Origin of the sequence: Maricurvus nonylphenolicus, from assembly GCF_042854845.1 — a bacterium.
GTDB classification, from domain to species: Bacteria; Pseudomonadota; Gammaproteobacteria; order Pseudomonadales; family Cellvibrionaceae; genus Maricurvus; species Maricurvus nonylphenolicus.
The window spans coordinates 819,459-833,516 of record NZ_AP031498.1 but is presented as its reverse complement, the minus strand read 5'-3'; the positions used below and the strand labels follow the sequence as shown (position 1 = coordinate 833,516).

Annotated in this window: 10 protein-coding genes; 2 read left to right on the top strand and 8 right to left on the bottom strand. The window is 48.5% G+C overall.

Annotation, left to right across the window (positions count from 1 at the left end; all coding sequences use genetic code 11):
• Nucleotides 1-41: 41 nt before the first annotated feature.
• The 3 genes from ACGHZ6_RS03515 to ACGHZ6_RS03505 are packed head-to-tail and all read right to left on the bottom strand — an operon-like array spanning nucleotide 42 to nucleotide 5,445.
• Nucleotides 42-2,396, bottom strand: coding sequence for an FAD-dependent oxidoreductase (locus ACGHZ6_RS03515; RefSeq protein ID WP_390617412.1), 2,355 nt, complete (start codon nucleotides 2,394-2,396; stop codon nucleotides 42-44).
• Nucleotides 2,393-4,915 (bottom strand): xanthine dehydrogenase family protein molybdopterin-binding subunit, encoded by a 2,523-nt coding sequence (locus ACGHZ6_RS03510; RefSeq protein ID WP_390617411.1) that lies wholly within the window; start codon nucleotides 4,913-4,915, stop codon nucleotides 2,393-2,395. The genes ACGHZ6_RS03515 and ACGHZ6_RS03510 overlap by 4 nt, the downstream gene beginning before the upstream one ends.
• Nucleotides 4,915-5,445 (bottom strand): (2Fe-2S)-binding protein, encoded by a 531-nt coding sequence (locus ACGHZ6_RS03505; protein WP_390617410.1) that lies wholly within the window; start codon nucleotides 5,443-5,445, stop codon nucleotides 4,915-4,917. Before ACGHZ6_RS03505 ends, ACGHZ6_RS03510 begins: the two co-directional genes overlap by 1 nt.
• A gap of 475 nt (nucleotides 5,446-5,920) precedes the next feature.
• On the opposite strand from ACGHZ6_RS03505, the gene ACGHZ6_RS03500 reads away from it, so the two are divergent.
• Nucleotides 5,921-6,304: a carboxymuconolactone decarboxylase family protein gene (locus ACGHZ6_RS03500; RefSeq protein ID WP_390617409.1), complete on the top strand. Its 384-nt coding sequence runs from the start codon at nucleotides 5,921-5,923 to the stop codon at nucleotides 6,302-6,304.
• 58 nt (nucleotides 6,305-6,362) lie between these two features.
• Here the strand turns inward: ACGHZ6_RS03500 and ACGHZ6_RS03495 are convergent, their stop codons facing one another.
• The 4 genes from ACGHZ6_RS03495 to ACGHZ6_RS03480 all read right to left on the bottom strand — a co-directional run bounded on the left by ACGHZ6_RS03495 (nucleotide 6,363) and on the right by ACGHZ6_RS03480 (nucleotide 11,899).
• A complete protein-coding gene (locus ACGHZ6_RS03495; protein WP_390617408.1) occupies nucleotides 6,363-7,742 on the bottom strand; it encodes a D-arabinono-1,4-lactone oxidase in 1,380 nt (459 codons plus the stop codon).
• A gap of 43 nt (nucleotides 7,743-7,785) precedes the next feature.
• Nucleotides 7,786-8,118, bottom strand: coding sequence for a c-type cytochrome (locus ACGHZ6_RS03490; protein WP_390617407.1), 333 nt, complete (start codon nucleotides 8,116-8,118; stop codon nucleotides 7,786-7,788).
• A 21-nt stretch (nucleotides 8,119-8,139) separates the two neighbouring features.
• On the bottom strand, nucleotides 8,140-9,510 hold the full coding sequence (locus tag ACGHZ6_RS03485; protein ID WP_390617406.1) for an aminotransferase class V-fold PLP-dependent enzyme: 1,371 nt from the start codon (nucleotides 9,508-9,510) through the stop codon (nucleotides 8,140-8,142).
• A gap of 106 nt (nucleotides 9,511-9,616) precedes the next feature.
• Nucleotides 9,617-11,899 (bottom strand): TonB-dependent receptor, encoded by a 2,283-nt coding sequence (locus tag ACGHZ6_RS03480; RefSeq protein ID WP_390617405.1) that lies wholly within the window; start codon nucleotides 11,897-11,899, stop codon nucleotides 9,617-9,619.
• A gap of 253 nt (nucleotides 11,900-12,152) precedes the next feature.
• Between ACGHZ6_RS03480 and ACGHZ6_RS03475 the strand changes: the two genes are divergently transcribed.
• Entirely contained in the window at nucleotides 12,153-12,791 is a 639-nt protein-coding gene (locus ACGHZ6_RS03475; RefSeq protein WP_390617404.1) for a TetR/AcrR family transcriptional regulator, read from the top strand.
• A 41-nt stretch (nucleotides 12,792-12,832) separates the two neighbouring features.
• Here ACGHZ6_RS03475 and ACGHZ6_RS03470 read toward each other — a convergent pair whose 3' ends face one another.
• Entirely contained in the window at nucleotides 12,833-14,050 is a 1,218-nt protein-coding gene (locus ACGHZ6_RS03470; RefSeq protein ID WP_390617403.1) for a serine hydrolase domain-containing protein, read from the bottom strand.
• Nucleotides 14,051-14,058 lie beyond the last annotated feature (8 nt).

The following is a 14,058-nucleotide window of genomic DNA, read 5'->3' as shown; positions in this document are numbered from 1 at the left end:
TATCCTCACCAGTCTCTATTCTTCTATCGCGCTTGCGTAACTTACTTAGCATCCAGAATGGCCTGTTTCACAAAGGCCTTGGCAATTTGGACTTTATGCGCATTGTATTTAGAGGGCCGTGCAGCCTGCATAGCCAAGTTGGCTGCCTCTTCTGCAACGGTTTCATTAATCTGTTTACCCTTTAAGAAAGCTTCCACCTTATCGGCACGCAGTGGTAACGGTGCGATAGCACCAAAACCCAAACGCGCCGATTGCACTACACCGTTTTCCACTTCGATGGCAGAGGCCAAAGACACCTCCGGGAAATCAATAGAACCACGGGCGCGGAACTTCTGATATTGCTGAGCAGATGCCGCAGGCTTGGTAATTTGGATTTCGGTTACCAGCTCACCTTGACGCAGGCTATTGGTTTTACCTTTGCCCGGTGTTGCAAACTCGGCCGCACTCAGCTGACGCTGATTAGTAACGACAGTGGCATCAAGCGCTAACAGCACCGGCGCCAGATCAGAAGGTGACGCACTGATACAACCACAGGACATGCAGCGATCGGCTTCTTCTTTGGCTTCCTCTTGAGTCAGACCGGTAAAGTCTTCACCCATAGGTTCGGCACGTTTCTGCTCGATGGTACGCTCAGCTTCCTTGAGCATTGGTTTGGTGCCTTCCAAAATTTTCGGCTCGAAAATCTTGATCGGCTCAGGCGGCGTCAGGGCGAGGTTACTGTTATCACTGTAGGCTTTGTTAATCATCTCAGCGCCACGACGACCGGCACCAATGGCGGTAACTACAGTAGTCGGGCCAGAAACAAAATCGCCACCGGCGTACACATTGCCGTGTAGCTTGGTTGAGTTTTTCAGCCACTGCTTGTCTTTATAAGCCTCTTCCAGTTCGTCATTCAACACAGAGATATCAGCAATTTCACCGATAGACTTCATCACCGCGGTGAATTCCATGGTGAACTCAGAACCTTCGATCTCGCGCACATTAGGACGGCCGGATGGATCTGACTCTGCCTTCTCCATTTTCACGAATTTAACTTCGAGCATGTCGCCCTTGCGCTTGATGGCAATCGGCATGTTCAGGTATTCAAATTGAACACCTTCATCGATAGCCGTGTGCAGTTCGTGCTCAATCACAGCGATCTGATCACGGGCCAAGCGATCCACAACCAGCGGTTCAGCGCCCTTACGCTTACAGGTGGTTGCAACATCCACACCTACGTTACCGCCACCGATAATCAATACCGGCCCGGAGACATTTTTCTTGTCGCCTTCACTCAGTGATTTCAGGAACTGAATACCGGACACACACTCTTCTTCACCTTCAATACGCATCATGCGTTCTTGCCAGGCACCGGTGCCCAGATATACCGCATCGTATTTCAGAGACAGTTCTTCAACCGTAATGTCAGTACCGAGGGCCATGTTGCACTTAAACTCAATGCCCATCACTTCGTAGGCATTAATCTGCTTGTCCATAATATCGGCTGGGATACGGTAATCCGGCAGACCGTAACGCAACAGACCACCCGGTTTTTCAAACTGCTCGTAAACGGTTACCTGATTGCCCGCTTTGCGCAGGTAGTAAGCCGCCGCCAAACCTGCAGGGCCGGCACCAACAACCGCCATATGTTTACCGGTTTCAGCGCCTTCAACTTTCATAAACTGCTCTGGGTTGTCCAGTGCGCGGTCACCCAGCAGGCGCTCGACAGAGCGGATACCAATTTCTTCATCGTGAGCCTTACGGCTACACACGTCCTGACAGGTGTGCGGACACGCACGACCGGTCATTGAAGGCATGGCATTGGTTTGCATCAAAATTTCAGCGGCTTCGTCGAAGTTGTCTTCGCGAATTTTGGCCATATAGTAGGAGACATTTACACCGGTCGGACAACCGCTGGAACATGCACTGGGGGCTGCTGGATTAACATTCACAGAACCCATGATCGAGTGGTTACGGTTATCACCGCGTAGGGCGTAACAGGTATCACCACCTTTCATAATGCAATCGAAATAATTATCTTCGGCACGGAAGTACCAGCAGCGCACGTCCTGACAGATATTACCGCCAATGGTGCCGGAATAACGCAGCAGCGGAGATGCAGTTTTGGCAGCAGCTTCAGCCAATACACCAAAACCGTCTTTTACCAGCTCGCTAGTGGCAATATCTTCAACCGTGGTGGTTGCACCAATTTTAAGAGTATCACCTTCGGCTTTGATGTAATCCAGGCCGGGAACAGTTTTCAGGTTCACCAGGGCTTCTGGCTCACTGCGATAAATATTTTTCTTTAAACCGCCAACCAGATCGGTACCACCGGCAACAATTTTGGCATTACCTTGACTCAGCGCTTCGGCAGCTTCGTCAACAGAACTTACATTTTTAACAGTTAATGGCTTCACGCGGCTTTCTCCTCTTTACCCTCTTGCTCTTCAGGCTTGGTTTTATCCCCAACTTGTTGTGGCTGCTCAAGTTTTCCAAGTGCCTCAAGGATTTTGGCTGGGGTAAAGGGCGCGTCTTTAACACGTGCGCCGGTCGCGTTATAAATGGCGTTAGCAATGGCTGGGGCAATACCGCTCTGATTGGACTGGCCAATACCGGAAGCACCGTAAGGGTGAGTTGTATCCCCGGGGGTTTCAACAATCACCGGCTCAACTTCAGAATCAAGAATCGTGGCCACCGGATAATCAACCCAGTTGTTGTTGACCTGCTTGCCGGTTTGCGGATCCAGAATCAGTTCTGCACCGGCAGCGGATGCTTCAACGCCGTGGTGAATAGTGAGGAATACACCTTCTACCGCTTTCGGGAAAATGGCTTTACCCACGTCCTGTGCGTGAACAATTTTGACATTACTTAAGTGACCAGTTTCCGTGTCTACATCCAATGATGCGTAGGTGGCTGCGGTTTCCGCCGCACAGGCGCCACTGCCGGTGACGTGAGCGTGATAACCAATCAAATCATACAACGGACCAAACTGGCCCATGGACATAAAGGCTGCAATCCAGGGGATGGCGGCTTCCGGATTGCCTTTAATAAAGATCAGACCGTCTTTGGTTTCCAGCATATCCGGTGTTACACCCAATACTGGCGCGGCTTTTTCAAACAGTTTATCACGAGCTTCCATCGCCGCCTGATAGGTGGCATAACCCTGTTTGATGGTGCCACTGGAGCAGGCCTGATAACTGGTATAAGGCGTGCTATCGGTATCACCGGATACATGGCTGACTTTATCAATGGGCAAACCCAAGACTTCAGCGGCAATCTGCATTTGTGCGGTCGCACCACCCTGCCCCAAATCCGCATAGGAACAGGTCACCATGGCATTACCCAGTGCCTGAATCTTTACTATGGTGGAGCTCTTCAAACCTTCACCGCCGGTTTGCTGGGCCGTCAGTGCCACACCCAAACCGCTGCGCACACGACCGGATTTTTCGGTGGGAGGTGTGCGTTTGTCCCAGCCAATTTTTTCTGCGCCCTGATCCAGACACTTGGAAATATCACCCCCAGCCAGGTAGTGACCTTCCTCACTGAACTCGTAGGTTAAATCCAGCAGGTTATCGCCGGGGCGCATATGGTTTTTCTTGCGCAGTTCGATGGGGTCCATACCCAGTTTCTCTGCGGCGATATCCATGGTGGATTCCATCGCAATAAACATTTCCGGGTTACCCCAGCCTTGCCAACCGCTGTGGCCGGGGCTGTTGGTGTGAACATAATTTTTAACGTGTTTACTGTGCTCACAATTACGCGAGTACAACATGGTGCCGGTACAGGTGGAATCAAACATGACCGGGCCGGCAGGAGCCAACACCTGACCGGTAGTGGCATCACGCCAACTGTCCATCTCGATAGTGGTTAATGTGCCGTCTTTTTTGAAACCCAGCTTCACACGAATATCAAAGGTGCCGCGGCCCCAGTGATACAGCATATCTTCCTGCTTGGTGTACTCATAACGCACAGGTTTACCTAGCGCCATGGAGGCCGCCGTTGCCAAGATGGTGTAGGTAGGTGTTCCGCCACCCACTTTTTGCTGCATGTATTCTGAAACGTAAACACCGCTACCCAATCGGCCACCGAAACTACCGGCGGTTACTGGTGCAACCAGATTGACCTTACTTTCTGACAAACCAAAATGCAGGCACAGGATTGAGCGGAAACCATGCAACCACTGACTATCGGTGTACACCGTCAGTTTGTCGTCGCTGTAGTCTGCAACGGTACAGTCATTGCCCATAAACGGTGTATGTACCAGACCAAAACCAAAACCGTCTTCTTCAACAATGACATCAGCTTCAGCAAAGCCTTTATCTACATCACCAAAGCCATCAAACTCACCGATTTCACGTTTGGTGTATAAACCCTTTTCGTTTTTCTCGCTGAAATACTGATGGCGATCAAAACGATGAGCATTGGGTATCGATTCCGGCGTGTCGATAAACACAAACTCTGGGGTTTTTAACAGCTGGCCTTTAGGAATCTTCGCCAAAGCCTGTGGTGAGCCTTCTTTACGGGCTTCGCGCGGATCAACCACAAATGGCATCACCTCGTATTCCACCTTGATCAGCTCCAAGGCCGCTTCAGCAATATCTTCAGATTTAGCAACAACAAAAGCGACCTCTGCACCAACATAAAAACAACGTTGGGAGAAAATCTCTGGGGCGCTTTTGTAGGTCATTACCAGTTCAACACCGGGCAAGGCTTCAGCTGCGCTGGCATCAATATCGGTGATCTCGGCATTGGCATGGGGTGAGCGCAAACACTTAGCGTGCAACATGCCCTTTAACTGCACATCGTTACTGTAGGTTGCCTTACCGGTAATCTTGTCGAACGCATTGACGTTGCGAACGTTAGTACCCACCACATCGGTCTTTTCGGCCGTTTGCTCCGCCGAAACAAACTTGGTGCTGTCATTAGGGAAACTCATCACTTCACCTCCTTGGCCAATTTAGTCGCAGCGGACTGCACAGAATTGATGATGTGTTCATAGGCACCGCAGCGGCAGATATTGCCTGACAGGGCCTGCTTGATTTCATCCACCGAGGGAGAAGCATTGGTTGCCAGCAGATGCTTGGTGGTCATGACAAAACCCGGGGAGCAGTAACCGCACTGGGAACCACGTTCTTCCAGGAAGGCCTCCTGAATCGGATGCAGCTGATTACCGTTGGCCAGCCCTTCAATGGTCTCAATGGTTTTGCCATTCAGCGTCGCCGCCATGGTCACACAGGCCAGGGTTGGAATACCGTCAACCAGTACAGTACAGGAGCCACAGGCGCCTTCGGCGCAAGTCTCTTTAGTACCGGTCAGGTTAAGGGTATTTCTGAGCAGAGAGGTCAGAGTCAGGTGGGGCTCAACAACCACCCGAGTCAGGGTGCCATTGATCGTCAGATCCAGTGTAACAGGCTCTTGCTGTGCTACATCCTGCTGGAGCTTTACCTCGAAAGCCAGGTCATTCATGCGGTTCTCCCGGTCGCGGGCTTGACCAGGAGTCCCTATCGCAAGCCACACACCTTTTGAAATTGACTAAGATCCCTGTCTTCAGGTGCAGGGATTCGTTCTAGCCAATATCGCATAAAGCCTTTTTTTCTTTGCTGGCAAAAGCAGCAATCAGACCGGTCAATTTCGGTACGAATTGGGGAAACCGATATTCAGGAGGGGGAAATATGAATGACTTTTAGGTCAGGACGCCATATCAAGCGTAAGCTCTTTGCCCAGTAGTGACGGGACTTGCAGTTAAAAGCCGACTACTAGGCAATCCGGTTATAAGAACACCCCACGTATTCAGTCATTATCGGTATTGAAAATACTGCACGAGCTTTACAGATGAGCAAGCACATAACTTTCCTGAATACCGGAAATAAGCGAACTCACCCCGCCTTATTTGATAAAATCTACAGCCTTTAAAGCCATCTGACCCACAGAGAGAACAATCATGACCGACCGCCGCAAAGCCGGAGAACAAGTCCGCCGTGAAGTAATGGGAGACTTCTTTGTCGACCGCGCCCTGAATAACGCCACCGACTTCGATATGCCCCTGCAGGAGCAGGTAATGGAAGCCGCCTGGGGCACCACCTGGACCCGCGATGACCTACCGCGCACCACTCGCAGCCTGATCACCATTGCCATGCTGGCGGCACTGAAGTGCCCACAGGAGCTGAAAGGCCATGTACGTGGCGCATTAAACAATGGTTGCACTGTAGAAGAAATCCGAGCGGTATTGCTACACGCCATGGTCTACGCAGGTGCACCGGCCGCGATTGATGCTACCCGCGCGGCGAAGGAAGTGATTGAGGAGTGGGAAAAAGACCAAGCCTAACCCCTACCTTAATGACTGCGGTAAGCCTGTTTGAGCATCACAGGCTTACCTTAGCCTTTTAAGCATTGATCCCCAATAACCCTCGCACATGATCGTTGAGGAATTTACCCTCAGGATCCAGTTCTTGTCGAACTTTCTTAAAATCATCAATCTTCGGGTATACCGATTTTAAATCCTCGTAGGTGTAATTGTGCACCTTGCCCCAGTGTGGACGACCGTCGTACTTGCGAAAAATTTCCTGCACCTTGGTAAATACATTCCACGGATCATCGCCTTCTCGATAACGGTGAACAGAAATAGAGACTGATTTACGGCCATAGAATTCACTCAGCCAGGCATCATCGCCATCGACGTAGCGATACTCTAACGGCACAAAAAACTCCGGGTGATTGGTTTCAATATAATCGACCACTTCACGCATGGCCATTGGACCGGTTTCCAATGGCAATTGATATTCCATCTCATAGACTGGTACGGTGCGATCCGTTGACAGCGTTCTCCACGGCACCTCAACATAACTCGGTGGTAGATCAACGCTTTTAATTAACGCTTTCATAGCCAATCGACGTGCTGTCGTACTGAATGACAGCATATCGCGCAGATTCTTCATGGTATCCACGACACTATCGTCTTCTGGCTGCACGGCGGTAATCGGTTTGTCGGTGGTGTCTGTTGTGTAACAGTAACTCATATCTGAATAAGGGATATAAAAGAACTCAAAATGGCGATTTTCTCTTGCCAACTGCTCACCACGTTCCAGCGCAGAATCCAATTCTTCCAGCCAGTACTTTCTTTCAACCTTAAAAAGATCCGGTGTTTTCAGGGTGTAGTCAGTAATAATGCCCAGTGAACCCAAGGAAACTCTGGCCGCATCAAACAGCTCAGCATTTTTCGCACGGCTGCATTCCATGACGTCCCCATTCGCGGTCACCAACGTCAGAGATTCAATGCAATCATGCAGTGCAGGTAATTCCAATCCAGTACCATGAGTACCAGTCGAAAACGCACCGGCTAGGCTCTGCTCATCAATGTCTGGTAAATTAAACATGGCCATGCCCTGCTCTTCCAATGCAGGGCCAACTTTATTTAGCTTGGTACCCGCACCAAACTTTGCCAGATTATTGGCTTTATCATGCTCAAGCATGCCACTGAAACGACGCAGTGATAACAAGGTGTCATTGGTGGGAACTAATGGTGACCAGGAATGGCCTGACCCCACAGCTCTTACCGAACCTGTTGCCGCTTTAATAACGGACGCCAGTTCATCGATATTCTTAGGCGTTGAGCGAACCGCAGGCGTACAGGATTGTGTTCCCGCCCAGTTTTTCCAGGGGATTACTCGGCGCGGTTTGGAATTTGCCAGGCTGATGCCAGGTGCAGCCGCTGCCGCCGAGGCAAGTAAAAGAGCTTTTAAGGTATGGCGTCTGGTTAATGTCATGATACAACTCTCAAAATAAATACAATCTGTACTGCTATACGTGTTACTGCTGATTCATGCCGGCCATAAAGGCGATAAGCGCTTCAAAGTCCTCAGCAGTACAATCTGAACACGAACCCAAGGCGGGCATCCCTCCCACACCGTTAATGGTGTTATCCAGTAGTGTCTCCATGCCCTTTTTGACTCTTGGAGCCCAAGCAGCCTTATCTCCAGCCAAAGGAGCACCGGAATGCTCACTGGCATGGCAGGCCATGCAAGAGTATTCGTAGAGTTCTGCGATATAGTCATCTTCAGGAAGAGGATTTGCAGCAACAGCCATCGCAACACAGATCGACCAAATTACTGCCAGTGAAAGAAATTGATACTTGATTTTCATGGATAACATCTCCTGTGACGATTAGAGAAAACGTACGACTTCTTTTACGATTTCGAACTTGGATGTTTGAATACGTTTGATGGTTGCCACCGCCCGGTCGATATCACTCTCCGAGTTATAAATGTGAGGGCTCAAACGTAAGTAGGTTGGCAAGTCCTCGGAAGGCACTTGGCTCTGGGGATCACAACAGACCTGTACGCCAGAGACAAATGCACTGGCAATGCCTTCGTTATGTAAAGCCAGGAATGCGCCATAAACCGATAAGCTGCTTTGCAAATCAGCAATCACCACACCGTGGCCTAAACTGCGACCATTCTCCGTAGCGGTTGGCGTTTTAACACTTACGCCTACTTCATCGAGAGCCTGGATGGCATACTGGGTTAGCGATTGAATGCGCTGTTCAATTTTTTGGCTTCCACCCAGCTGATTATATAAATCGACACAATCGCCAATGGCCGCGTAGGGGGCCACATCGCGCTGACCAATACATTCAAAACGTTTTGCTGTTTCCGGCAACTCCTCCAGGGGATACTCCATCAGGAAGTCATAACCCAGAGTATTGGGCCAAATACGCGAGGCCCATTTTTTGTTTACATAAAGAATGCCTGTGCCTCTGGGTCCCATAAACCATTTATGACCGCTGGAAGAAAAGCTATCACATCCCATATCACTCAGGTTTACATCCAGGCACCCCCAGCTTTGTGCACCATCGACATGGACAAAAATATCAGGGTTATAGGCATGAATGGCTGAGCACAATGCTTTAGCAGGTATTCGTAAGCCGCTTATATTTGATAACTCAGTAAAGGTCACTACACGGGTTTTCGGTGTTAGCCTGGATACAAAGGCATCTATAATTTGTTGCGATGATGTTATCTCTGCCGGCAACAGTACTTCGCGAAGAGTAAAGCCATGACGCTTTTGCCGATAGCTCCAACTATGAAAATTAGTGGGGTGATTTTGATTCCATAATAAAACTTCATCCCCTTGCCCTAACACCAAACCATTATTTATGACGGAATTGGCCTCACTCGTATTACGCACAAAAGCCAAATCTTCGGAGTCATCAATACCTAACATGGCAGCGACTTTTTCACGGGCCTCATCGACCTTTTTGGTAACTATATTGCGCCTATTGATAAATGACACATCGCTATTGAGCTGCTGGGCATATTCAGTTACTTTCTCGGCCACCGGCAACAACAAAGGCGTCAAATTAGCCGCATTCATAGGCGTTACATTATCTGCAACGGCGAATATACCCCCAAGCCTACCAGCCTCTTTAGCGGAATCACTTTCTGCAGAAATACCAGATGCAAGAGGAAGCACTGCAACGCCGCCCATCGCAGAACTCCATTTGAGCAGGTTTCGCCTGTTAACCGAGTGAACCATAATTACCTCGTTTGAATAACTTGCTGAGATATTCGATTTGCAAAGAAAAGGACTCGGGCTTAAGAATAAGCCCGAGACAAGCTAGCACTCTATGTGGAGAGGATTGCTAAAACTGATAACCTAAATCGATACCATAAGCACGTGGCGTATTACGGATACCCGTGAACGTATTAACACCGCCAGCATCAAAGTCGATTAAATACTCTTCATCGGTGAGGTTTTGCCCCCAGAGAGAAACCTTCCAATCCCCCTCAGCACTTTCCAAAGTAACTCTTGCTGATAGGTTAGAGTAAGAATCCTCTAAATCGTCAAGATATTCTTCCTCTACCGCTTTAGCGCCGATCAGAATATTGACTGGATCAGCTGGATCAACAAACGGAGTGGCACCATCGCGTTCACCGACGTAGTTATAGTCGGCACGGAAAATCAGATCACCTATATCCGCAAGGGCTAATACATATTCAGCACCTACGCCAAAGGTTTCATCTGCTACACCAGGTAAGGATTTTCCTTTGCGGTCTTCCATAGCTCCCTCATTGAAAAACAGAGGGTATTCGGTTATTTCAGTATCCAAATAGTTATAGTTAGCACTTAATGTCAGGCTCTCAGTGGCAGCCCAAGTCACTTCCATCTCGAAGCCATTACCTTCGGCATCCTGATTACGAATAACCAATACAGGCAGGCCTAAATTATTGTCAACGGTGTCGTATTCTTGCAGATCTTCATACTCGTAAGAATAAACGGCCGCATTAATACGTAAGCGTGAATCCATCCAGGTACTCTTCAGGCCCAGTTCGATATTGGTTACGCTCTCTTCATCAACCGGATTGGCCAACTGAGTTGAGTTAAAACCACCCGCTTTATAGCCTGTGGCATAACTTAAATAGAGCATGGCATCTTCACTGAACTTATAATCCAGTACTACACGAGAGCTGACGTTGTTCCAGGTTTCATCTTGCTCAAAACCGTTAACCACATCGGGGAAAACCAAACCAACAGGTAGCCCCAGACTCACACCATCCAAAGTGGGGCCAGGCACTGTGAGCTCATAGTCTTTTTCATCGCGGGTGTAACGCAGGCCCAACGTCAGATCAAAAGCCTCGTTGATGGAGTAGGTCATATCACCATATACAGCAGCGCTGGTGCTAACCAAATCACCGCTCGCCAACTCGGCAAAAACAGCGCCTCCTGGCAAGCCAAGCGGAGATCCCGCTAACAGTGTTTCCAAATTAATCAGCTCGGAAGAGAATTCAGCAATACTGTTCTGCTTACCATGTTCTCTGGAGTACATAGCACCCAATGTCCAGCGCAAGCTCTCATCATTTTGAGAACTCAGACGGAACTCCTGGCTAAAGAAGGTATTTTCTTCTTCGTTTTTGGTGTTAAAGAGAACGGGCACATCAAAACCCACAACCCCCGCTAGCGGGAGCGTGAAAAAGTTTGCACCATCCTCATCGCGCAGGTTGCTACTTTCAAAACGTTTGATGGCGGTAATGGAGGTGAAGGTCAATGGATCAAAGTCAGATTCCACTGTGATGCTACCACCCCACAGCTCCAGGGTTTCTTTAGGATCAGTATCCAACGCAACGTCCTCATCATAAAGATCACCGTGCGTCATCGCAGACACGTCTACCGCAGCACTCTGATCAACGTTGGCATAATCAATCTGGAATAGCACATCGGTATCTTCGGTCGCCTGCCAAGATAACATCGCACGGGCACCACCGTTATTTTCATCAGCCAGCTCGCTACCGGTAAGCGTATTGTCCAGATAACCATCGGTGTGGTTATCCATCGCATTCACGCGTAATGCCAAGGTGTCACTCAGTGGTACGTTAAGCATGCCTTCGATTTTACGCTTGCCGTGATTTCCCGCCGTGATATTCACACCGCCTTCAAAATCCTGAGAAGGCTTATTGGAAATCAAATGAATCGCGCCTGCTGCTGCATTTTTACCAAACAGCGTGCCCTGCGGTCCTTTCAAAACTTCAATCCGTTCAATATCTTGGAACGCCGTCATCGATGCGCCTGAACGACCGGAATATACACCATCCACATACACGGCTACTGCTGGATCAGAGCCGATACCAAAATCGTTGGTCGTAATACCGCGAATATAAAAACGTGGCTGGGTCGCTTGAGTAACACGGGTTTCTAAGCCCGGTGTATGAATACCCAGGTCATCAATGCTTTGTGCACCTACTTTACCGACGAAATCCGCCGACATAGCACTGATAGAAATCGGTACATCCTGCACACTTTCCGTACGCTTCTGAGCGGTTACTACAATCTCTTCCAGGGTGAAGGATTCTGCAGCAACCATTTGTCCGCTAGCAGCCAGGGCCATGGCAGAGGCTAATGCTGATTTTTTCAACATATTGCGACTCATTTGTACTCTCCAAAAATCGTTATATTTATATGATATGCCCCCTTAAGTTGGGGGAAAGTGTCATATTTATCGATAACAATCACTTAGAATCGTTATATTTATAACACTTTAAGCAAGCCTACTCTTGATTTTTGAGCTAATCAAGCCTATATCGTTATAAAAATCACGATAAACAGGTACAAACAAGTAATAGGGCAGTAGAAATCAGGTAGCTATGTTATATTTGTCACACTATTAACCAATGAGGTCTAACATGCCTGAAACGGGCTCGATCAATAAACGTCTACCTAAAGTGCCCACCCAACAGCGCAGCCGTGAGCGCTTTGAGCACATTCTGGATTGCGCGGAAGCCATACTCGAAGAGGGAGAGGTTGAAGAGCTCAGCATCTATGATGTGGCAGAAAAAGCGGAGCTGCAGGCCCAATCGGTCTATCGACTTTTCCCATCGGCGGTAGCGATAAACTATGCCCTGGCTCAGCGCTATCTGGATAAAATGGCTGACGACATCACCGCCACTAAATCTAATCAGACATTTACGGCATGGCAGGACAATTTTGAACGGGATCTACAGCTAACCCGTGAGTTTTATCACGCCCACCCACTGGCCTTGGAATTAATTCTGGGATCATCAGTATCCAAAGATGTTCGCGCGGCCGACAGAGCCAACATTGCCCGCTTGGCCAATAGTGCAATGGAAAGCCTGAGGGGCAAAGATAACCTTCCTAACCTGCCCATTCAGAAATTAGAAATAGCCATTGATATTGTGGATGCCATTTGGAGTCAGTCTTACTACTCTCATGGCGAGATAACGGATTTTTATTTTAAGGAAAGTTTTCGAGCGGCTACCAGTTATCTGGAGCTTTATTTACCTCGATACAACGCGGATGAATAAAAGTAGTAGGTGGGGCTCAGATTGAGCCCCATCTCCCATCATTAAATAATCTCACCGGTAGCTTTCTCAGCAATCGCCCTAAAGAGTTCGAGGGTTCTTAACTCTTTGTTGGCCTCTTCTGTCATGGTCGTACCATATTCCGAGTTAGCCGATAATTTTACGATCACCAAATCTCTAGCTGGATTCACATAAATAAACTGGTTATATACACCTATTGCAGAAAATTCCCCTTCAGATGATTCTGGTATCCACCATTGATAGGCATAACCTAAAGGAAAGTCTTTATTAACGCCGGGCATTAAATGTGGGGCATCAGGAGTGGTGGCATCTTGAACCCATTGTGCCGATAGGATCTGTTTACCCTGCCAGTTGCCTTTTAAGCGATAGAGTTCGCCAATCTTTGCGTAATCGCGTGCTGTCGCATTCAGTCCGCCAAATGCCATTTCCATCTGGTAATCATCAATCAACCAGTAGGCGTCTGATTCCATACCCAATGGGTGCCATAACTTTTCCGTCAGGTAGTCCGTGATTGAGCGTCCTGTTGCTTTAGTTAACAACAACCCCAAGGCTTGCGTATCACCCGAGTTATAGCGATTTACGGTTCCAGGCTCAAACTCGCGCGTCATATTCGCTACAAAATCATTCAGGGAATCGCCAGCAGCCATGACGCACCCCATTTTCAGCACTTCCGAATCAGGATTACTGTAGTCTTCGTTCCAGGCTGCACCGGATGACATCTGTAAAACATCTTTTACCCGAACCTGATCATAAGCCGAGCCTTTTAATGCAGGTACATAATCCGTCATGCTTTTTTGGATATCGATTAAGCCTTCGTCTATCGCGATACCTATCCCCGACGCAATAACACTCTTGGCAACAGACATAGATAACCAATTGACATCGCGCCCACCTGTCAGCATATAGCGCTCAAACCTTACCTTGCCATTCTGTAGCACCAATAAACCGCTGGTGTCGGTTGCATCCAAAAACGCCTCGACATCTATTGCACTGTTTTCATAATGGAACCGTTTCGGTAATTCAAGCTGTTCGCCACTGGGGAAATTAAACACCTCTTCCGCAGCGGTCATGGTGGTCACGGGGAACATTTCATGAAGGCGACCAAAATTCTGGTACTGCTCTGCACCACTAAATAAATTCTTTACAAACCAGAGTCGCTCAATATTAGTTTTATTTATCACACCTAATACCACAATCGATAGTACTGCCCCACTCAGAATCAATAACGCCTTTCGTTTCATACTTTACT